The sequence below is a fragment of the Extibacter muris genome, assembly GCF_004345005.1.
GTDB lineage: Bacteria > Bacillota > Clostridia > Lachnospirales > Lachnospiraceae > Extibacter > Extibacter muris.
Map to the genome: position 1 here is coordinate 25,869 of NZ_SMMX01000010.1, position 20,643 is coordinate 46,511.

Consider the following 20,643-nt stretch of genomic DNA (forward strand, 5'->3'; position numbering starts at 1 on the left):
CCCGCAACATGCGGACTGATTCAAATGTCTGTTTTATATGATTCATCTTTTCTTCTAGCTTACCTTCAGCGTGAACTTCTGGATTTCCTTCTCCGTAGAGACCTGTTCCATAAGTGCGCCTATGCCGCGGAGCTTTTCATCAAATCTTTCGTATCCCCTGAGTATATAGATGATATCATCTACAATCGTTATTCCATCCGTGGCAAGTCCTGCGATGCAGAGCGCCGCGCCTGCACGAAGGTCCGGTGCGCTCACCCTGGCCCCGGAGAACTTATCTACCCCTTCGATGGTAGCAGAATTGCCTTCTACTTTTATATTGGCCCCCATTCTGGCCAGTTCATCCAGATATTTGAATCTGTTCTCAAATATGCTCTCTGTTATGGTACTTGTCCCCTTGCATAAAGCCAGCGTCACTCCTATCTGGGGCTGCATATCCGTCGGAAAGCCAGGATATGGAAGCGTCTTTACGTGGGTGCTTGTCAGGTCTCCTTTGGAAACGACACGCACCGCGTCGTCAAATTCCTCTACTTCACAACCGATCTCTGTCAGCTTTGCAATCGTAGCTTCCAGATGCTTCGGAATGACATTCAGCACCGTTACGTCTCCTTTTGTGGCTGCCGCGGCAAACATAAACGTACCCGCCTCGATCTGGTCCGGTATGACAGAGTATTCCGTCCCGTGCAGCCTGTGGACGCCACGGATCTTAATCACATCGGTTCCCGCGCCTCTGATGTTGGCTCCCATGCTGTTCAGGAAATTGGCAACGTCTACTACGTGCGGTTCTTTTGCCACGTTCTCCATGATAGTGATGCCTTCTGCCATCGTTGCCGCCATCATTACATTGATCGTCGCCCCTACTGTCACGACGTCGAAATAAACATGCCGCCCTTCCAGATTCTCTGCTTCGGCAACTACTTTGCCGTGCTCGATATCCACGTCGGCTCCGAGTGCGCGGAACCCCTTCAGGTGCTGGTCTATCGGCCTGCTCCCGATATTGCATCCTCCCGGAAGTGCCACTTCCGCTCTCTTGTACTTGCCAAGCAGCGCGCCGAGCAGATAGTAAGACGCGCGGATCTTCTTGATATAGTCATACTCCACATCAAAATTCCTGATACCGCTTCCGTTGATCTTGACCGTGTGTCGGTCTACGCGGTGCACCTTTGCACCGATTCCGGTAATTGCATCCAATAATACATTGACATCATTGACGTCCGGTATATTGTCGATAAGAACTGTGTCATCTGTCATGATTGCCGCTGCGAGAATCGCCAGAGCCGCATTCTTCGCTCCGCCTATCTCTACTTCTCCAACAAGCGGATGGCCGCCTTTTATAATATACTGTTCCATACTGCACCTCAATATCAATTTATATTCACTCTCAAAACTTTGATAACTATTTGTCTTTATTCACATTCTTTGCTATTATACCATAGAATCGAAAATTGTAAAATATTTTTTACAATTATGTAACTTATATTACATTTTTCTTAATGCAACCGTAACTTTTTATGCACTTTGTAACGCCTCGATCACCTTGTCTATCGTGTCTTCCAGCTTGAGCCCGTCCTCGCACACGGTCAGATCCGCATAACGCTCGAACAAGGGGACTCTCTCATCATACAGATCCTTGAGCGTCTGTCCGTCCCGAAGCACGACGCCTCTGTTTTTCGCACTTTTCAGCCTCTTGTTTATTGTCTCATAAGATGCCATCAAATATACGACCGTACCGATTTCTTTATAATGTTTCATGGCATTTTCGCAGTATACTACGCTGCCGCCCGGTGATATGACCGTATTGTGCACCTCTACTCTCGCATTCACACGGTCTTCTATTTCCAAAAATCCAACAATTCCCTTTTCTTCTATAATTTCCCTGAGGAGGTTCCCTTCCTCTTCCTGTATCAAAAGGTCCGTATCCATAAACTGATAGCCAAGCCGCTTTGCAACGACAACTCCGACCGTACTCTTTCCTACCGCAGGCATACCGATAAATATTATATTCTCCATGTCTGTCGTACCTTCCTCTATATGTTTAATGATTATTTTAACATATACAGGCTCATCCGTCCACCCTCACGAAACTGAGGAAGGAGTCAGGCCTTTCTTCTCAAGGTCTGGCTCCTTTCTTTCATTAGTAGTATTTCCGTCTCATGTTCCTGTGCTCACTGCGTCTGCGGCATAGTTCCTGATAGGCCATGACCTGAATCAAGTCATTCAGCCAGCTGCCCGGATCCTCTTCATCTTCCTCGGCCCTGTCGAATATCCGCCGGCACATCAGCCGCAGCTGCAGCTGATCCGGATATTCGTCATACATCATGCTTCCTTCATATTCCAGCCTGTCACATTCATCTTCAATATAAGGAATCAGCCGTTTGGCTGTGGCAGGATACAGGCTCTTCATATAATCCAGGTCCCTTCTGGCAACCTTGTCGTCATCATAGAGTAAAGGCATCGGATAGGCCATGTAGTAAGGCAGTCGATTGTCCATGTACACACACTCCTAAGCTAAGTATCTATCTTATCATATGCGCCGTTTTCCCCGATGTTCCACAATCCGGCAGACGGATCTTGCCTTATCCTGTCTCGTGCCGGCCATGGAGTGCATTTTCAATAACCGGAACTGTAAAGCTTCGTATAGGATTCATTCCTTACCGCCGCAGCGGGATTCCCCGGAGAGATTTCAGGGTACAGGAACAAAGTTTCCTATACCCTGAACAAAGAGTCCGCTTGCGGACTCTCCGCGCCGAGCGCATCCGACCTTTGGGAGGATTTCCTCCGCGAAAGCGAGTGCGCATCCCCCGGAGGTTTTTTATATCATAGGGAACGAAGTTTCCTATGTTATAAAAAACAGGCAGCGGATACCTTGCGGGATACGCTGCCTGCGACTGCCATATCAGGCTCTTTCACTGTAATGATGCGCTTCTTCAAGCATCATATCTTTTACTTTCATCAGACGAATCTGGGAGCTTCTTTCGTTCTCATCCAGCTTCATCGTAATATACTTGATATTTTTCTGTGCTTCCGGAATTATGACATGTTCCAGCGCATTGACGCGGCGTCTCGTCTTCTCGATTTCCACCGCCATGAGCTGGCATGCTTTTTCCGTCTCCGCAAGTTTCAGCATATCCGGCAGGATATCTGCCAGAGATTTTACGGCACCGTCCAGGTCGCTGGAAGTAAAGGCAAAGCCGTAAGAATATATATCATTCGCGTCCGCAGTCCTGGTCTTCGTCTCAAAGACCGGGATGTTGACGCTCATGACGTTCTTCTTGTCAACTTCCAGGTTCACTTCCTGCTTTGGTGCCATCAGCGCTGTATTCAGCGTAGCTTCGTCCATTCCGGCCTTGGCTATGACAAAATTCTTATTTGCAGAGCGGATTCCGGCCTCTACTTTCAGACGCAGTTCCATATTCTCACGGACAAGGTCCAGGAACTGGCGCATCAGCTCGTCACGTTTGTCTTTCAGGAGCTTATGCCCCTTGGCAGCTGTGACTAATTTTCTCTTTGTCTTGGTCAACTCCATACGGGTAGGAGTCACCTGCGTAGATGCCATCTATCCATCCACCTCCCTTTTCTGTTAATACATGCCGGCGAGATTCACTTTACACGGCCGGCTGGCTCGTTTACGCCGTGCCAGCTCGATTCCGCTTCGCTTCTTCTCGCTGCGGGCTGGCGCCCTATGCAGCTTGCAGGAGCCATATCGACTGGCTCGTTCACGCCGTGCCAGCTCGATTCCGCTTCGCTTCTTCTCGCTGCGGGCTGGCGCCCTATGCAGCTTGCAGGAGCCATATCGACTGGCTCGTTTACGCCGTGCCATCTCGATTCCGCTTCGCTTCTTCTCGCTGCGGGCTGGCGCCCTATGCAGCTTGCAGGAGCCAGCCATACGCAAGCAAGCTTGCATGGCTGATCCTTCAATCTGCGCACGGCTTACTGCTTTCCATAGTATAAATCTAAGAATTTGTCGTCGATACGTTTTAGTTCGGCCCTTGGCAGCATGGACAGGAGTTTCCAGCCGATTTCGAGGGTCTCCTCGATGGAGCGGTCTGTGTTGTATCCCTGTGATACGTATTCCTTCTCGAATGCATCGGCAAATTTAGCGTAGAGGAGGTCGATTTCGGTGAGGGCCGCCTCTCCGAGGATCGTCATGAGCTCTTTCGCGTCTTTACCACGTGCATATGCCGCAAACAGCTGGTTCAGTGTATTGGAATGGTCGGCTCTTGTCTTTCCGTCACCGATACCTTTATCTTTCAGACGTGACAGTGACGGCAGCACGTCGATCGGCGGCTGAACCCCTTTTCTGTATAAGTCACGGCTCAGGATAATCTGGCCTTCTGTAATATATCCCGTCAGGTCAGGAATCGGATGTGTCTTATCATCTTCCGGCATCGTCAGGATAGGAATCATCGTTATACTTCCCTTTTTGCCGTTCTGTCGTCCGGCTCTCTCGTAGAGGGATGCAAGGTCGGTATACATGTAGCCGGGGTAGCCGCGGCGTCCGGGCACTTCCTTACGGGCCGCGGATACTTCACGGAGCGCATCCGCATAGTTTGTGATGTCTGTCAGGATGACAAGTACATGCATATCCTTCTCAAATGCCAGATATTCTGCTGCGGTCAGCGCCATACGAGGTGTGGAGATACGCTCGATAGCCGGGTCATTTGCAAGGTTGACGAACAGTACCGTCCTGTCGATAGCGCCGGTCTCTTTAAATGATTCAACAAAGAAGTTGGACTCCTCGAATGTTATACCCATAGCGGCAAATACAACAGCGAAATTCTCATCTGTACCGCGCACCTTCGCCTGTCTCGCAATCTGTGCCGCCAGATTGGCATGTGGCAGACCTGACGCAGAGAAGATAGGCAGCTTCTGTCCTCGAACAAGCGTATTCAGGCCGTCTATGGCTGAAACACCTGTCTGTATGAACTCCTCAGGGTAGCTTCTGGCTGCCGGATTCATAGGCAGGCCGTTAATATCCCTCCGTTCTTCCGGAAGAATCTCAGGGCCGCCGTCAATCGGGCGTCCCAGACCGTCAAATACACGTCCAAGCATGTCCCCGGACACTCCAAGCTCCATGCTCCGTCCGAGGAAACGTACTTTACTGTTGCTTAAGTTGATACCTGTCGCACTCTCAAAGAGCTGTACGAGCGCATCACTTCCGTTGATTTCCAGCACCTTGCAGCGGCGTCTCTCACCACTTGCAAGTTCAATCTCGCCCAGTTCGTCATAGGCTACGTTTTCGACACCGCGCACCAGCATTAGAGGGCCGGCAACTTCCTGTATGGTTCTGTATTCTTTTGGCATAATTTAGAAGTCCTCCTTCCCAAACGCACCTGCGATTTCGGTGTGCAGTTCATTTAATATCTTCTCATACTCTGTCTCGATGTCTGCATCCAGAGTATATTTATAACGTCCGATTCTCTCTCTTACTTCCATGTTGATCAGAATCTGCATAGATGCGCCCTGGCCCAGTGCCTCAGATGCTTCTTCATAGAATGCGAGAACGAGCTTCATCATCAGGTACTGCTTTCTGAGAGATGTATACGTATCAATCTCATGGAAAGAGTTCTGGTGCAGGAAGTCCTCACGAATAGACCTTGCGGCCTCCATCTTGAGACGGTCCGTCGGTGACAGCGCGTCCATACCTACCATTTTTACGATTTCATCAAGTTCTGCCTCTTCCTGCAGAAGGCTCATCATCTTCTGACGCCCTTCCATCCAGTCGGATGCCACTTCATTGTTAAACCAGTCAGCCATGTTGTCAACGTACAGCGAATAACTGGTCAGCCAGTTGATTGCAGGGAAATGACGCTTGTAGGCCAATGCAGAATCCAGCCCCCAGAACACCTTGACGATACGCAGCGTCGCCTGGGATACCGGCTCAGAGATATCTCCGCCCGGAGGGGATACGGCTCCGATTACGGAGAGTGCCCCTTCCCTTTCGTCCTGTCCAAGGGAGATTACATGTCCTGCTCTTTCATAGAACTGTGCCAGACGGCTTCCGAGGTAAGCAGGATAGCCTTCTTCGCCAGGCATCTCCTCCAGACGTCCTGACATCTCACGGAGGGCCTCTGCCCAGCGGGATGTGGAGTCTGCCATCAACGCTACGGAATATCCCATATCGCGGAAGTATTCTGCTATCGTGATACCGGTGTAGATAGATGCCTCACGGGCAGCAACCGGCATGTCTGACGTATTGGCGATGAGGACGGTCCTCTGCATCAATGACTGTCCCGTCTTAGGATCTTTCAGCTCAGGAAATTCGTTCAGAACGTCTGTCATCTCGTTTCCACGCTCGCCGCATCCGATATATACCACGATGTCGGCCTCCGCCCATTTCGCCAGCTGATGCTGGATAACTGTCTTGCCGCTTCCGAAAGGTCCCGGAACCGCGGCAACACCGCCTTTTGCAATCGGGAAGAACGTGTCTACGACACGCTGTCCTGTTACGAGCGGCTTCTCCGGCGGAAGCTTCTTTACATACGGACGGCCCTTACGTACCGGCCATCTCTGCAGCATTGTAAGCTCTTTATCGCCGTCTTCCGTGGAAATGACTGCCACGGTCTCTTCCACTGTAAATTCACCTGATTTGATCTCTTTTATCGTACCCTTGATTCCGTAAGGTACCATAATCTTTTGCTGTACGACGATAGTCTCCTGCACGGTGCCGAGCACATCACCTGCTATCACTTCGTCCCCGGCTTTAGCAAGGGGAACAAATTCCCATTTTTTATCTCTTTTCAGGGAAGCAACCTCGACACCTCTCTGCAGGCTGTTTCCAGACACCTTCATAATATCGTCAAGCGGACGCTGGATACCATCGTAAATGCTTGCGATAAGGCCAGGTCCGAGTTCAACGGACATAGGCACTTCCATAGATTCTACCGGTTCCCCCGGCCCCAAGCCCGATGTCTCCTCATATACCTGAATTGATGCCTCGTCCCCGTGCATCTCGATAATCTCTCCAATGAGCCGCTGATTGCTAACACGTACAACGTCGAACATGTTAGCGTCCCGCATCCCTTCTGCGATAACCAGCGGTCCTGCTACTTTTTTAATCGTACCTGTACTCATTTGGACGAATCACCCACCTTTCCTTCTTTATTCGTTCCCAAAGATAATATCAGAGCCTACCGCCTGCTCCACAGACTTCTTGACGCCTTCCACCCCTGCTCCGGTATTGCCGGATATGCCGGGGATCTGGATAATGGCCGGTACGACCTGCTCCTGATATTTCTCTATTTCATGTTTTAATTCTGCCGCCATCGCCTCGGTGACATAGATGATGCCATAATCCCCAAGGGTCAGCTGATGCAGCTTTTCTCCGGCTTCCTCGCGGGTACTTACTGGAAACGTATCAAGACCCAATGTAGCGAAACCGTAGATACTGTCATAATCGCCCAATACCGCAATCTTATACATACATCTCCCTTACCCTTTCTCGGATTGAATCATCCGGTAAGTCATTGAGTTTGCCGGAAAGAATGATTCGTACCGTCTTTATTTCATTCTGTCTCGCAATTACGTAGGCGATTACAGGCCCTATTGTAAATGCATTATATTTCTGCGGACTTATCGTCTGAATGATCCGGTTATCACACCAGCGCTCAAATGCCGACGGAGAATCCGCCAGCGCTTCTGCACCTTCCGCATATGCGGTACCGGACAGATATTCCCGGATAGCATCCATGCCGCTGAGTGCAGCCTTTGCAAGCTGGTCTACATTGATACTCTCACATTCAGCCATCGCCCGTTTCATAAATTCCAAAGACTTCGCGGTTTTCTGTGAACGGACAGCAATCTTGATATCTGCAACTCCTACCGTAGATTCGGCATAGTCCCGGATAATATCGTCTTCCGCCTGCTGCCCCGCCTCATAGACTGCCTCAAGTGCTGCCCTGTCTATGATCACGTCACAGAGCTGACCATCCCTCGTGTGAAGAAGGGTCTCATATGCCTCCTCCGCCGCTGCCTGCATGTTGTGCGGAAGCTTTCCAAAGTCCTTTTCACGGACAATCTCCAGCATCACCTTCCCTGGGATGGATACATCCTCATAGAATATGTGCCTGTTCTCTTCCTCCGTACACACCTCTTTAATTGCAGCTTTCAGGTTGTGGAAAAGTTTTGGATAGGAAAGCACGTCAAATTTATCCATATCCACGGATAATTCCCTGACCACTTCCCATATCTTCTCCTCTTCCCGGGTCAGTATAGCTTCTGCATCCGCCGGGGTATCGCTGTCTCCCCATCCCCTCTCCTGAAGGAACTGAATGCACTGGCCATAATCCGCACAGGCAATCAGCTGGTCAACAGCGGAATTGGAGAATAGAGAAACTTCCAGAGCACGTATGCGCGCAACCGCGTAGGTATATTGTTCACTCATGTTACTCCTCCTTGTCGCTTATGGTTACGCTTTTTATAAAAATAACAGCTTATGGACCTTGTCTGACAGTTCATCTCTTTTGGCGTCAAACATAGCTTTTATCGTGCAGTTCTCTTCGATACCACCATACGCAAGAATAAATCCGTTTTCGATTTTCCTGCCCGTCTTTGATAACGTCAGACTGCCTCCCTTTTCAGCGGCGATGCCGCTGATCTTCGCCTCATATCCGTCAGGAAGACGTTCAAGGTCTGCGGATGAAAAATATATCTCCCCCTCCTGCGGCAGTGCATATCTGCCGAGCAGTTTCAGCAGCATGTCGAAGTACGCACTGCTTTCCATTGTCTTCAAAATTCCGTAGGCCTTATCCAGTACTTCTGCAATGATCTCCTGCTTTGCAGCAAGAATTTTCGTCCTTCTCTGCAAATCGATGGAAGAGACGATTCTCTCTTTATAATTTGCAATTTCCGCCTCGGATTTTTGGGAGATGCTGCTGGTTGTCTTGGCCGCCTCTGCTTTTGCCTTATCCAGAATCTCTTCTGCCTGGCTCTTCGCATTGGACAGCTTGCTGTCAGCTGCTGCTTTCGCTTCATCCAGAATCTGACTTTTCATTTTATCTAATCCAGTCATCTCGCACGCTCTCCTTTTCTTAATCTTTGTTTCATGCCTACTTATATACTGATTGCAGTAACAGATAAGATAGAGATCAAAAGTGCAAGAATTGCATATGTCTCAACCATTGCAGGGAAAAGCATAGCTTTACCGAACTGGTCCGGTTTCTTAGCGATGATGCCGATAGCGGCCGCAGACGTCTTGCCCTGGTATTTGCCGGAAACAAGACCGACGATGCCAACCGGCAGACAAGCTGCAAGAATAAGAAGACCGGTCGTTACTGATATGTCTGCAGCGCCACCGCCGAGCAGACCAATCTTTGACAGCGTGATAAAACCAACGAGCAGACCGTAGATTCCCTGTGTGCCGGGAAGCAGCTGCATGATAAGAACTTTTGCAAATTTGCTTGGATCCTCTGTAACAACCCCTGAGGCTGCCTGTCCGGCGATACCGACACCGATTGCCGATCCTGCACCTGCAAGTAATACAGCCACTGCTGCACCAAGTAACGCGTAAACAATACCAAAATCACTCCAAATACTCATTATAAAGTTTCCTCCTTAATATCTACATATTTTGTATCTGAATGGAATGGCTCGAAAGGCTTTCCGCCACCCTCATAAAATTTGCTGAAAAATTCAACAAACTGTAAACGGTTTGTATGGACATATGCACCCAGAAGGTTGATGGCCATATTAAGTGTGTGACCGACAATAAATACGATGACAAATGCGATGGCTCCTATCACTCCGCTCCCTATCATGGATGCCATCTGGTTTACTACAGAAGCGATAACTCCTGTCGCAAGTCCAAGGGCCAGAAGACGAGAATAGGACAGCACGTCGCTCAGCCAGCCTGTGATATTGTACAGGTCGTATGCTCCCAGTGCAATTCTAAGTGCCGGGTTCTTGCTGGAACGTCCCGACATCAGCAGAAGTCCGACTGCGCCGATTATGGCGAGCGCTTTGGCCAGCGTATTGACGGCCGGCGGGAAATTGATTTCTGCCTGTGCTATGGACGCGAATATTTCGCTTGGAAGCAGCATCAGGATCAGCCCTATCAAAAATACATACCAGAGTACCACGTCGCAGAAGAAATCCAGTACTTTGCCATCTTTGAGGCACATATAGCCTTTGATGCCAAGTCCCATGAACAGATGGATCACGCCGAACAGCATAGAATAAATCAGCAGCCTCATCGGGTCGTTCAGTGGAACAAACCAGAGTTCCTTTATATTTACCGCTGCTCCGAAGAACTTCTCAGAAAATACCGGTATCACGTCTCCAAAATATCCTCCGAAGAGAACACCCCAGAATAACGTGGATATGCCACAGAACATGAACATTTTTATTGACTTGTACATTCCCCCGCTCATACGCGGGTATTTCCTGAGCAGCACGAAACATACAATCGCCATGATGGCTCCGTATGCGGCGTCCGAAAGCATCAGCCCGAAGAAGAACACATAGAAAAATGACATGATCGTGGTCGGGTCGAATTCACCTTTGTGGGGAAGTCCGTAAGATGCCACGATTCCTTCCATGCTGGATGAAAAACTGTTGTTCTTAAGAACGGTTGGAGCCTCTTCATCTTCCTTCAAATCTTCTACGTCAATCACGCAGTCATACTTTTCGCCGACCGTTTTGAGCACTGCCGGTACCGCTTCCGCTGTCGTGTAACCGCTCATGACGAATGTCCTCTGAGACTGTGGAAGCGTGCCAAGCACTTCGTACTTCTCTGAGCGGATCCGGAAGTAGTCCGAGATTAGCTTCAGCTCTTCCCTGCGGTCCGTGCAGCCTGCAATCTCTGCTTCCTTTTCCTCAATCTTTTTATTCAGTTTTGCTATCTCTGCCTCAAGTTCCGCTTTTAGCTGTGCCGGCACTTTGTCCGTCACCTGTGACGGTCTGGCAAATCCGGCCGACCTGAGAGCTTCTTCTGCCGCGGCTTCGTCTGCCTTCAGGCAGAATACGGTCAGATAGACGGCATCTCTGTCGCTGGCGATAATATGCACATCTATAGCATCCAGTTCCGGATTCTGTTCTGCAATCGCTGCATATATGCCGTCCAAGGTGAGTCCTCCCGGCATCATCCCGACAAGCATGGCAACGTTGTCCGTACCCGGATGGTCCATCGGTACATCCAGCGCAAGCCATGGGGTCAAAGACTCGATCTGGTTTTCCAGCTTCAGGATATTTGCCTTGCTCTCTGCAATTTCTTTATTACAGCCTACCAGCCTGTTCGCTGTCGCTATAATCTTTTCCTTGTCGGCTGCTGCTTTGCTGAACTTTTCCTGTTCTACAAGCTTCTTACCTTCAAGGCTGGAAAGCATCGAGCTCTTTTCCGGAGCATAGGTTCCGAGTACAGCGAGCGCCTGATCGGCGAGCTGGGCTTTCTTGTCAAAGCTTTGTCTGGCATTCATGGTATCCATTCTGCCAAAAGCCTCGTCCTCTTCCACTACATGGTTGATTTCTATGACTCCCATGGACTGGACCTTCTCCAGGATGGCTTTACGGTCCTTCTTAAGCGCGCAGATACTTATCCTTTGCATCTGCAATACTGCCATAGCCGCATCCCTCCTTTACTCTTGATTTTCATAATGCTTTAAACGAGTTCTGCTATAACAGCAGATATCGCATCTCCTTCCTTCTGCTTTGCAGCTTCTTTCAAGGATACAATTTCCGTCTCTACGTCTGCCAGAGCCTTCTCTACATTTTTTTCTCCAGCTTCTTTTGCAGCCTGAAGTGACGCTTTTGCCTTTGCTCTTGCTTCTGCTTCTGCCTCTTCTATTATCCTCCCGGCATCCGCAGAGGCCCTTTCAAGGATTGAAGTACATTCTGTATCAGCATTCTTAACAATCTCTTCTGCCTCTTTCTCCGTCTCCTTGATGGCCTTAATGGTTTCTTCTACCATCGGTTCACCACCTCTCTTAGTTGAAACTCCCTGTAGTTAAAATTATAATATAATTCCTTAGAAAAGTCCACAAGTATATTGTCTTCTAAGGCTCTTCCACGTCTTTCATCTACACAATTCAACAAATATTCTATCAATTTCACCTACCGTTTATAGGCTTGATGCCCTCTGGGGTAAACTGAAAAATATGTGCCATATCCCCTTCCCTGCTTCAGTACACTGTATAAAAAGAAAGGTATTATTATGTAATATCGACAAGTTTACATAATAATTTATACAAAGCCGCCAATGTTCATAAGTTTTACAGGCTCCCACCCTGCTGCCATGCAAGACGATGGAGACGTCCTTCCAGATTCATACCCGAAAAACCGTTTTGGCGCAGCGCTTCATATAAAATGACTGCCACGGAATTGCCCAGATTCAACGACCGGATGTCGCCTACCATAGGAATGCGTATACTGTCTTCTTTATGTTTTACCAATATCTCCTCCGGTATTCCTGCACTTTCCTTTCCGAACATAATATAACAGTCCGGTTCATAATGGACATCCGTGTATACGTTCGGCGCTTTCGTCGTCGCCATATATATCTTAGCCCCCTTATTCTTGTCCAGAAATTCATCGAAGTCGATATATGTGGTCACGTCCAGAGCGTCCCAGTAATCCATGCCGGCACGCTTCAGATTCTTTTCATTCAGCCTGAAGCCAAGCGGCTCAATCAGATGAAGCCGCGTGTTCGTAGCCACGCACGTCCTGCCGATATTACCCGTATTGGCCGGAATCTCTGGCTCATGCAACACAATATTCAGCATTTCCTTTCCTCCTCGTAATCCATTTTTTAACTACTTCCTTCTATTTTAGTGAAAAACCCCCGGCCAGTCAACATACACTTTTGTTACTTTTGTATTACAATTTTACCAAAAGATTGGGATTTTTTAACATTTTAGATATATCAAAATTGTGAACAGTGTGAACAGGGACGTAGGTAAATTGAAAATGGTTACGTCCCAAATTAAACTTTGACCTGTACCCAAATGAAAAAAAAGAGGGGTCATTTTTCAATAACCGCTCTTAGTATGTCCTATTATTTTGTTTATTTCATCTGGTGCAGGCCTGTCAATGTACCTGATTTCTTCTCCGTTGCGTATGACTTTGTCATTGTTGTCCGTCATGCGGCCGATAACTGCTGCTTCTATTCCATTGCGCCGGAGTTCGCCGGCCAGCCTTCCGCCGTCGGCGGCAAGCATGAGAAAGCTTCCGGTGGAAGTCAGCTGGTATGGATTCAGCCGGTAATTTTCACATACTTCTATCGTCTCCTGGCGGACTGATATCTTCTTCATGTCAATATCTATGCCTGTCCCTGCCTCTTTCGCTAGATGCCACAGCGCCGCAAATATACCGCCCTCCGTAATCTGTCGCAGGATGCGTATGTCCGCCTCTCTGGCAATCCGGATTGCTTTTCCGGCGAATATGCTGCCATTAAAGGCTTCTATCTGCTTTATGAATGCGGGGGCGAACCTCTCCTTCAGTTCAGCTTCCCGCTCTTCTGCAATCCTCAGCATGCCCGCAAGCCCGGTCCATCCCGCAAGCACGATTTCCCTTCCCTGGCCTGCGGCGTCCTCCGGCTGCGCCGTACACTCCGTGATGCCGGTACATGTAACGGCCACAAGCGGCAGCGAAGCCACAGGCGTTTTATATTGAAGTAGGGAAAGTAGCGGCACGCCCTGCTCCCTGCAGGCTTTTTCAATCTGCTTTTGTACGGCAGGAAGCCGGGAGCTGCCATGGGATTCGGGTATCAGGATACGCACCTGCGCGTTAAGGCTGCCGGCCCCTTCAGCCACCAGTTCATTCAATGCTTCCGCCAGCGCATATGCCCCGGTCTCTTTCGACCATCCGCATATGCAGGATGTGGCGCTGACCGCGCGCACCGTCTGTATATCTGTACTCATCGTCTTCTGTCCACTCTCTTCCACTGTTACTGTCCCGCCCTATTCGCCGTTGCTCTCGCCGGCGCTCAAGCCTTTTGCTTCCGCTATGGCGGCATCAATCGCCGCTTTGTCCTGCGAACTGATAGCTTTGCGGACGAGCTCTGCCGCCTCTGCATTATCTGTCAAAGTTCCGACCTCGATAATCTGGTCCGACTTTTCATATGTACTGTTATTGATGATATCGCGGCTTACCTCGGCTCCGTCCTGGTACACTACTTTCCAGAGCCTGGCCGTCTTGCCGGTATGAGGGCTGCCCGAATATTGGACACTGCCCAGTTCCGCCTCTTTGTTTTCCTTGTAAGTGACACCGTAATCTTCTGTTGTGAGCGTCTCGCTTTCATACTCCACAGTCCTTCCTTCCGCCCTGGTGTCCTTTCCATAGATCGTAAACCGCATCTGATTGGCACTGTCGATTTCCGCAGCGATATAGACGGGCGTCTCATAGCTGTTTTTGAACTTAAGGTCGAGATAATCCCCTGCAATTGCAGCATCTCTCGACGGATCCACATAAGCTACCAGCATGGAGTGCGGATAACGCTCCAGCACCTCCAGTTCCGAATACAGCACTGCATTATAAAGCGTCGTCGACACCTGGCAGATACCGCCGCCAAAGGAATCCACCACCTGCCCGTTCTCATAGGAGCCTGCCTCCACATACCCATGCTCGGCATCGTAAGGGGCGGTCGTATCATGGACGGACAGTTCATCGCCGGGCATAAGGATGGTTCCATTGATTTTATCCACACCTGTCTTCAGATTCTTCCAGCGCTCTCCGCCTCCGGCATCTGTGGAAAATGATCCAAGTTCATCCTTTATGCTTTCAAGGTCTTTCGCCTTGATGGACGGTTCCTCTGTCTTGACGGCCATCTTGACCTTGAATCCTTTATGATCCCATCTGTCATTCAGATAGTCGACGATCATTTCTTCGGATGCTTTTTCATCTACGGTCTTGCCTTTCTTTTCTTTTATTATCTCAAAGCCATCCCCGCTCTTTGCTATGCTGGCATCTACCGCATGGTCCGCCAGGCCTTCCACCCTCTCGTCAATGACTGCTTTTGTCTTCTCTGCATCCAGGACAAACCCTTCACCAAGGACAAGCTTCTCTTTTTTCAGGCCTTTTATCTGACGGTACCGGGTGAAGAGGCGCCCCTTCTTCCCGTAGCCGGCTGCCTTATCCACAACTTTCCCGATATCTTTATACGAAAGCCCCAGTTCCTCAAGCGTCGCCTCTGCGGATCTGTCGCCCACCTTCATCGTAATCTTCAACGCCATATCTTCCTGAAGATGTTCCTTCATCAGCTCTCTGGCCTCTTTTTTAGTCAGACCCGAGACATTAACATTACCTATATAGATATTGTCACATATCTTATGTTCCGGCACCTTTGAAACATACCTGTACAGCACCAGATAGGATGCGCCGGTCAGGACGATAGCGCACAAGACGGCAAGGCCAAAAAGAATCCTCATCCTTCTCCGCCTTTTCTGTGTCATCCTCCTGCTTATTTTTTTACGCCGATTCTGAGCCATAAGCCTCCCCCTGACTTTTCCCCTGTTACGCCACCAGATACGGAATCGTCATTGTTGCAATCATCGCAATGACAATCACCATAATCATGATGGCTATGATTCGTTTTACCCTTTTGTCGTTAAAATTCATTTCTTCCTACCTTCTTTGCTTCCGTTGATTTGTTATATTTTATACTCTTTACAGTATTTTTGCAAGAAACAGTCCTGGCATTTCGGGCTTCTCGCAGTACAAATCGTCCTGCCGAACGTGATGATCTGAATATTGTAGAGTATCCAATGATTCTGAGGCAGCTCCTTCATAAGGTCCTGCTCAATCTTTTCCGGATCCTTGTTCTTCGTCAGCCCAAGCCTGTTCGATATCCGTTTTACATGCGTATCCACGACCACGCTCGGCTCGTGGTATATATTACCCCGGATGACATTAGCCGTCTTTCTGCCAACCCCAGCGAGAGAGACAAGATCTTCTATATCTCGCGGCACTTCTCCACCGAACTTATCCCGGATATCCTTCATACATGCAATAATATTCTTAGCCTTGTTATGGTAGAACCCTGTCGGCTTTATATCCTGCTCCAGCTCTTTCAAATCCGCATCTGCAAACGCATCGACGGAAGTATACTTTTTGAACAGCCCTTCTGTCACGATATTGACGCGGGCATCCGTACACTGCGCACTCAGCATCGTAGCGATAAGCAGCTGCCATGGAGCGTCATGATTGAGATAGCATACGAATTCTGTCCCGTACTGTTCATCCAGTCTCTCCAATATCTCCTTTGTTCTTTTCTTCATCTGTCCTTCCTCGTATCTTCTGCATCAGTCTTTCTATTACATGTCTATCATACATGTTCTTGCCTCGCCGTTCAATGGATTTCTTTGCATATAGTCGAACAATACCGTCTTTTTGAGGCATGTAAATCTTTCCAGATGTGTCATCTTACGCATCTGGTTTCTGTCAAATGTCTCATATCCTTTTAGAAAATGCCTCTGTTCTGCCTCTGTTTCATAGAATTGCCTTGCCTGTTCTTTCGTAAGCACATAGCGGCCGGCAAATTCCGGCCTCGTCTTGGCATTTTCCCTCAGATAATAGTCAAAGGTCAGCAGGTCGCGATAGTATTCTGCCTTCTCTCCACACCATCCGATGATAAAATCTAATAAAATCCCATAGCGGGCACTACGCTTGTGCTGTACGTCCATATGGTTATGTTCCACGTAATATCCCCTTATCCTGTCATACATCTCGAACGGCGAATAGAACTCTTCTTCCAGGCTTCCAATCGTCCTCGTGAACTGGCCGCTGTTATAATATACCTCTACCATCTCTTCGATGCCCTTAAGGCGCAGGATATCATCATATGATATCCAGTCCGTATACAGCACTTCATAACAGGGCTTACTTTTATGCACAAGTCCGTAAGCCTCCTTCTGCCGTTCCATCCAGGAACCTTTCAGAACTTTAAGGAACCCCAGCTGGAGCTGTTCCGGATGAAGGGTGTATACATCGTCAAATGACCTCACGAAGCTGTCCATATCCTCATACGGCAGTCCGGCAATCAGGTCCAGATGCTGATGGATATTGCCGTAACCCTGGATTCTGCGGACGATATGCTTTACTCGTTCAAAATCCATCGTCCGCCTGATTTCCTCAATCGTACGGAGATTCGTAGACTGGATTCCTATCTCCAGCTGGATAAGTCCGGGCCGCATCTTCTCAAACAGCTTCAATTCTTCTTCTGTCAGCAAGTCGGCGGCCACCTCAAAATGAAAGTTCGTGATTCCATTGTCATGCTCCGTAATATACGTCCATATATCCATCGCATGCTTGTGGTTGCAGTTGAACGTCCTGTCTACAAATTTCACCTGGGGTACGCCGGCATCCATTAAAAACTGCAGCTCCTGCTTCACTAGGGCTGTATCCCGAAATCGCAGCTTCTTGTCTACAGAAGAGAGGCAGTAGCTGCATGAAAAAGGACACCCTCTGCTGGATTCATAATATACGATCTTATTCCGAAAGCCTTCCATGTCCCGGTATACGAATGGCACGCTGCTAAGGTCCAGCACTTCCCGACACGGATTTTCGCTGATACCGCCATCAAGCCCTCTGTACGTAATCCCATTTACCGGGCCAAATTCATCTGCTGCACCGGAAAGACCCTTTGTGCAGTAAATGCTGCACAGCTTCGTGAACGTCTCTTCACCTTCGCCCCGCATGACCCCGCTGACTTCCGGAAGGCGTCGGAGCACATCCGGCGCGTCATAAGACACTTCCGGCCCCCCGAGCCATATATGTGTGTCGGGGCATATTTTCTTCAGCTCTCTGGCCATATCCTCCACGTATGCTATATTCCAGATATAGCAGGAAAAGCAGATGACATCCGGTTTCCTTCTATAGATGTCCATAAGTATCTGATCCGGCTGCTGGTTGACGGTATATTCCGCAATGTCTGTCACAAGCACGGTGCTGCCCTCCTGCGGCATGTAATAAGACTGTGCATACGCCTCCAGGCTATGCACAGCCAGATTGGAATGTATATATTTTGCATTAATTGCAACCAGTAGTATCTTCATCTTCTTTCTCCCGTTTCTTTCCTCTTAAGACGCCCAATATAATAAGGATGATTCCCGTAACGCCGATGCCGGCCACAGCCATAAAATTCCACAGGAGGCCGCTTTGGTCCCGGCTTTCACGCGCGGTACCTGATTCTGGCGCCTCTTCTTGTTCCATGACGGTAAGCTCCTGAAGCACGACGTCGGCGATAATCTGCTGCCCTTCCTGCGTCGGGTGCAGTCCGTCCTGCTGCACATGGCCGCTGATTCCCGCCTCGTTCAAGTCCACGGTATGATAGCCATATTCATCCGCATGGGCCGCAATGATGCTGTTCATCTTGCCTATAATACTGTCCACCACCATGCCAAGTGTCCCGGGCATCCCAAGGCCGGTAGTCGGATTATAGATATCGGTGACGACAATCATCGCAGATTCCTTTGCCTCCCCGGTAATCCCGTCCATCATCGTGCAATAGCTCTCTTCAAATGCATCATAATCCCACCCCGCTATCGCCCTGACAGCCTTCAGCACTGTAGTGGGATGGGCTTTCATTTCTGCGTTCAGCATTTCCATTGCTTCGCTGATATTCCAGAACCTTTCTTCCCTTCCAAGCACATCCTGGCATGCTATTTTGAATGCGTCAATGAGGTCGTTCGCCCCAATCGTAACTGTGATGACATCTACTTTACGGATATGCTCCAGAACCTCTTCTTCCCCAAGCTTTGAAGCGTTGAACCGTACCGTGCTTATACCATTTTGGGCAATATTGGCCAGTTCTACGGGCATTCCTTTATCCCGGGCGTATTGGCGGCGTACGAGCTCGGGGTACGGAGAGATCTCTGTGTCGTCACATGAATATCCATTCGGGATGCTGTCACCGACAGCCAGATAGTGGATTTCCTGTGGCTGCTCCGCGCGCACCTGTGCCGCACAGCAGGCCGCTATAGATACAGATATCATAACAGAAGCAGTAATTTTAGTAAATGCAGCTTTTATCCGTGACATACTTCTCACCTCACTCGTATTATATAGTAGTAGTGTTTATAGACCCTCTCCAAGGTCTTGATACTATATTTTCATAACCATTCTTTACCTTTTCTATAGGTACGGTTATGATATATAAGATGCTGTGGACTGGTGTCACCTCGCTACCACCTGATGGTTTCAGAAAGTGTCCAGCCACAGTCTCTTTGTTTGATTGTTAATCAGTTAGATACCGCATGACGGTTTATTTAGAACGAGTTCACAACTGCGAAGAGCACCTGTGGTTCTAAAACAGCATTCATTTATTGCAAAGGAGATTTTTTATGATTTACGTCGGTATTGATATTGCCAAAGACAAGCACGATTGCTTTATTACTAATTCGGATGGAGAGGCACTTTTTAATGTCTTTACCATTCCTAACAGCCGGGAGGGCTATAATGACCTGTATCAAAAGATTTCTTCCCTGACCTCAGATTTTTCTGTAATAAAAGTAGGACTGGAAGCCACCGGACACTACAATTACAATCTTCTGGGATTCCTTATTGATAAAGGTTTGCCGACCTACGTTATCAATCCGCTTCATACCAATCTGTACAGAAAAAGTCTAAGCCTTAGACAGACCAAAACGGATAAGGTTGATGCCCGCACCATTGCATTTATGCTGATGTCTGGAGTAAACTTACAGTCCTACTCAGACACATCATACCATAATGAAGAGCTAAAGTCATTAACCCGTTACCGTTTTGACAAGGTAAAGGAACGTGCAAAATTAAAAACTTCTGTTTCTCGCCTCGTCAACATTCTCTTCCCTGAATTAGAAAAGCTGGTTCCGTCAATTCACATGGCTTCTGTATATGCCATGCTCTCCGAGTTTCCATGTGCGTCTAAAATTGCCGCTGCACACCTCACAAGGCTGGCGAACCTATTAGAAACCTCCTCCAGAGGTCACTATGGCAAGGAAACAGCCATAACATTTCGCAATGCTGCAAGAGCCTCTGTCGGTTCAAATATGCCCGCAAAATCGCTTGAATTAAAACATACCATCAAACTTATTCAGGAACTGGATGCAGAGATTGAAGAAATAGAAAATGAAATCAAAACCATCATGGACGAAATCAATTCTCCAATCCTTTCCATTCCCGGAATAAACTATCGCATGGGTGCTATGATAATAGCTGAAATAGGTGATTTTAGCCGTTTTGATTCCCCTGACAAGATACTTGCCTATGCAGGAATGTCGCCCTCTACTTATCAATCAGGACAGCTTGACAGCAGTTATTCCCACATGGAAAAGCGAGGCTCCCGTTATCTCCGTTATGCTTTGTTCAATGCCACAAAGTTTGTGTGCCATTGGGATTCAACCTTTGCAGCCTATCTTGCAAAAAAACGTGCAGAGGGAAAGCATTACAATGTCGCCATTTCGCATGCTGCAAAGAAACTGGTGCGAGTTATCTATCAGTTGGAAAAATCCGGGCAGGAATATATCACAGCTACATAAGCCTTTCTAACCCATATCTCCTTTTTTTGAGCATCTTTAAAGATGCTCTGTTTGTCATGCAGTTTTCAAGGTACTGATTTATCTGAAATGCATTTCTACAATTCATTCAAAAAATTTCATTTTAGGTCTTGACTTTTAATAGTTAGACTTTAATTATAACATATTTGCATTATGGAAACTGATAATTTCACATATACGGGAA

Annotated in this window: 20 protein-coding genes; 1 reads left to right on the forward strand and 19 read right to left on the reverse strand. The window is 48.3% G+C overall.

Translation table 11 applies throughout. The features are described 5' to 3' along the window. Nucleotides 1-54: 54 nt before the first annotated feature. From E1963_RS12540 to E1963_RS12630, 19 genes are all read right to left on the reverse strand, one after another. The gene (locus E1963_RS12540; protein ID WP_066580684.1) at nucleotides 55-1,347 is read right to left on the reverse strand and encodes a UDP-N-acetylglucosamine 1-carboxyvinyltransferase; all 1,293 of its coding nucleotides are present in this window, start codon (nucleotides 1,345-1,347) and stop codon (nucleotides 55-57) included. A gap of 159 nt (nucleotides 1,348-1,506) precedes the next feature. Then, nucleotides 1,507-2,007, reverse strand: a complete 501-nt coding sequence (locus tag E1963_RS12545; protein WP_132278450.1) for a shikimate kinase — start codon at nucleotides 2,005-2,007, stop codon at nucleotides 1,507-1,509. A 124-nt stretch (nucleotides 2,008-2,131) separates the two neighbouring features. After that, complete coding sequence (locus E1963_RS12550) at nucleotides 2,132-2,488, reverse strand: hypothetical protein (RefSeq protein WP_132278452.1); 357 nt, start codon at nucleotides 2,486-2,488, stop codon at nucleotides 2,132-2,134. A gap of 405 nt (nucleotides 2,489-2,893) precedes the next feature. Continuing rightward, the gene (locus E1963_RS12555; protein ID WP_132278453.1) at nucleotides 2,894-3,553 is read right to left on the reverse strand and encodes a V-type ATP synthase subunit D; all 660 of its coding nucleotides are present in this window, start codon (nucleotides 3,551-3,553) and stop codon (nucleotides 2,894-2,896) included. Nucleotides 3,554-3,597: 44 nt separating this feature from the next. After that, the gene (locus E1963_RS12560; RefSeq protein ID WP_132278455.1) at nucleotides 3,598-3,924 is read right to left on the reverse strand and encodes a hypothetical protein; all 327 of its coding nucleotides are present in this window, start codon (nucleotides 3,922-3,924) and stop codon (nucleotides 3,598-3,600) included. A 3-nt stretch (nucleotides 3,925-3,927) separates the two neighbouring features. Continuing rightward, entirely contained in the window at nucleotides 3,928-5,301 is a 1,374-nt protein-coding gene (locus E1963_RS12565) for a V-type ATP synthase subunit B (RefSeq protein ID WP_132278457.1), read from the reverse strand. A gap of 3 nt (nucleotides 5,302-5,304) precedes the next feature. Continuing rightward, nucleotides 5,305-7,071, reverse strand: coding sequence for a V-type ATP synthase subunit A (locus E1963_RS12570; protein WP_132278459.1), 1,767 nt, complete (start codon nucleotides 7,069-7,071; stop codon nucleotides 5,305-5,307). Nucleotides 7,072-7,098: 27 nt separating this feature from the next. After that, nucleotides 7,099-7,419 (reverse strand): V-type ATP synthase subunit F, encoded by a 321-nt coding sequence (locus tag E1963_RS12575; RefSeq protein WP_132278461.1) that lies wholly within the window; start codon nucleotides 7,417-7,419, stop codon nucleotides 7,099-7,101. After that, a complete protein-coding gene (locus E1963_RS12580; protein ID WP_132278463.1) occupies nucleotides 7,412-8,380 on the reverse strand; it encodes a V0D/AC39 family V-type ATPase subunit in 969 nt (322 codons plus the stop codon). Before E1963_RS12580 ends, E1963_RS12575 begins: the two co-directional genes overlap by 8 nt. 33 nt (nucleotides 8,381-8,413) lie before the next feature. Continuing rightward, nucleotides 8,414-9,007: a V-type ATP synthase subunit E gene (locus E1963_RS12585; RefSeq protein ID WP_132278465.1), complete on the reverse strand. Its 594-nt coding sequence runs from the start codon at nucleotides 9,005-9,007 to the stop codon at nucleotides 8,414-8,416. A 41-nt stretch (nucleotides 9,008-9,048) separates the two neighbouring features. Further along, a complete protein-coding gene (locus tag E1963_RS12590; protein ID WP_132278467.1) occupies nucleotides 9,049-9,534 on the reverse strand; it encodes a V-type ATP synthase subunit K in 486 nt (161 codons plus the stop codon). After that, nucleotides 9,534-11,552, reverse strand: coding sequence for a V-type ATP synthase subunit I (locus tag E1963_RS12595; RefSeq protein WP_132278469.1), 2,019 nt, complete (start codon nucleotides 11,550-11,552; stop codon nucleotides 9,534-9,536). The genes E1963_RS12590 and E1963_RS12595 overlap by 1 nt, the downstream gene beginning before the upstream one ends. Nucleotides 11,553-11,590: 38 nt before the next feature. Beyond that, a complete protein-coding gene (locus E1963_RS12600) occupies nucleotides 11,591-11,899 on the reverse strand; it encodes a hypothetical protein (RefSeq protein WP_132278471.1) in 309 nt (102 codons plus the stop codon). Between the two features lie 301 nt (nucleotides 11,900-12,200). Next, the gene (locus E1963_RS12605) at nucleotides 12,201-12,710 is read right to left on the reverse strand and encodes a tRNA (cytidine(34)-2'-O)-methyltransferase (protein ID WP_132278473.1); all 510 of its coding nucleotides are present in this window, start codon (nucleotides 12,708-12,710) and stop codon (nucleotides 12,201-12,203) included. A gap of 246 nt (nucleotides 12,711-12,956) precedes the next feature. Then, nucleotides 12,957-13,871: an AIR synthase-related protein gene (locus E1963_RS12610; RefSeq protein WP_132278475.1), complete on the reverse strand. Its 915-nt coding sequence runs from the start codon at nucleotides 13,869-13,871 to the stop codon at nucleotides 12,957-12,959. Nucleotides 13,872-13,886: 15 nt separating this feature from the next. Beyond that, nucleotides 13,887-15,377, reverse strand: coding sequence for a VanW family protein (locus E1963_RS12615; RefSeq protein ID WP_243117711.1), 1,491 nt, complete (start codon nucleotides 15,375-15,377; stop codon nucleotides 13,887-13,889). Nucleotides 15,378-15,575: 198 nt separating this feature from the next. Then, complete coding sequence (gene nth / locus E1963_RS12620; RefSeq protein WP_132278479.1) at nucleotides 15,576-16,202, reverse strand: endonuclease III; 627 nt, start codon at nucleotides 16,200-16,202, stop codon at nucleotides 15,576-15,578. 36 nt (nucleotides 16,203-16,238) lie between these two features. Then, a complete protein-coding gene (locus tag E1963_RS12625) occupies nucleotides 16,239-17,978 on the reverse strand; it encodes a B12-binding domain-containing radical SAM protein (protein WP_132278481.1) in 1,740 nt (579 codons plus the stop codon). After that, nucleotides 17,953-18,963, reverse strand: a complete 1,011-nt coding sequence (locus E1963_RS12630; RefSeq protein ID WP_132278483.1) for an SGNH/GDSL hydrolase family protein — start codon at nucleotides 18,961-18,963, stop codon at nucleotides 17,953-17,955. The genes E1963_RS12625 and E1963_RS12630 overlap by 26 nt, the downstream gene beginning before the upstream one ends. A gap of 302 nt (nucleotides 18,964-19,265) precedes the next feature. Between E1963_RS12630 and E1963_RS12635 the strand changes: the two genes are divergently transcribed. Then, complete coding sequence (locus E1963_RS12635) at nucleotides 19,266-20,441, forward strand: IS110 family RNA-guided transposase (protein ID WP_132278485.1); 1,176 nt, start codon at nucleotides 19,266-19,268, stop codon at nucleotides 20,439-20,441. Nucleotides 20,442-20,643: the final 202 nt, after the last annotated feature.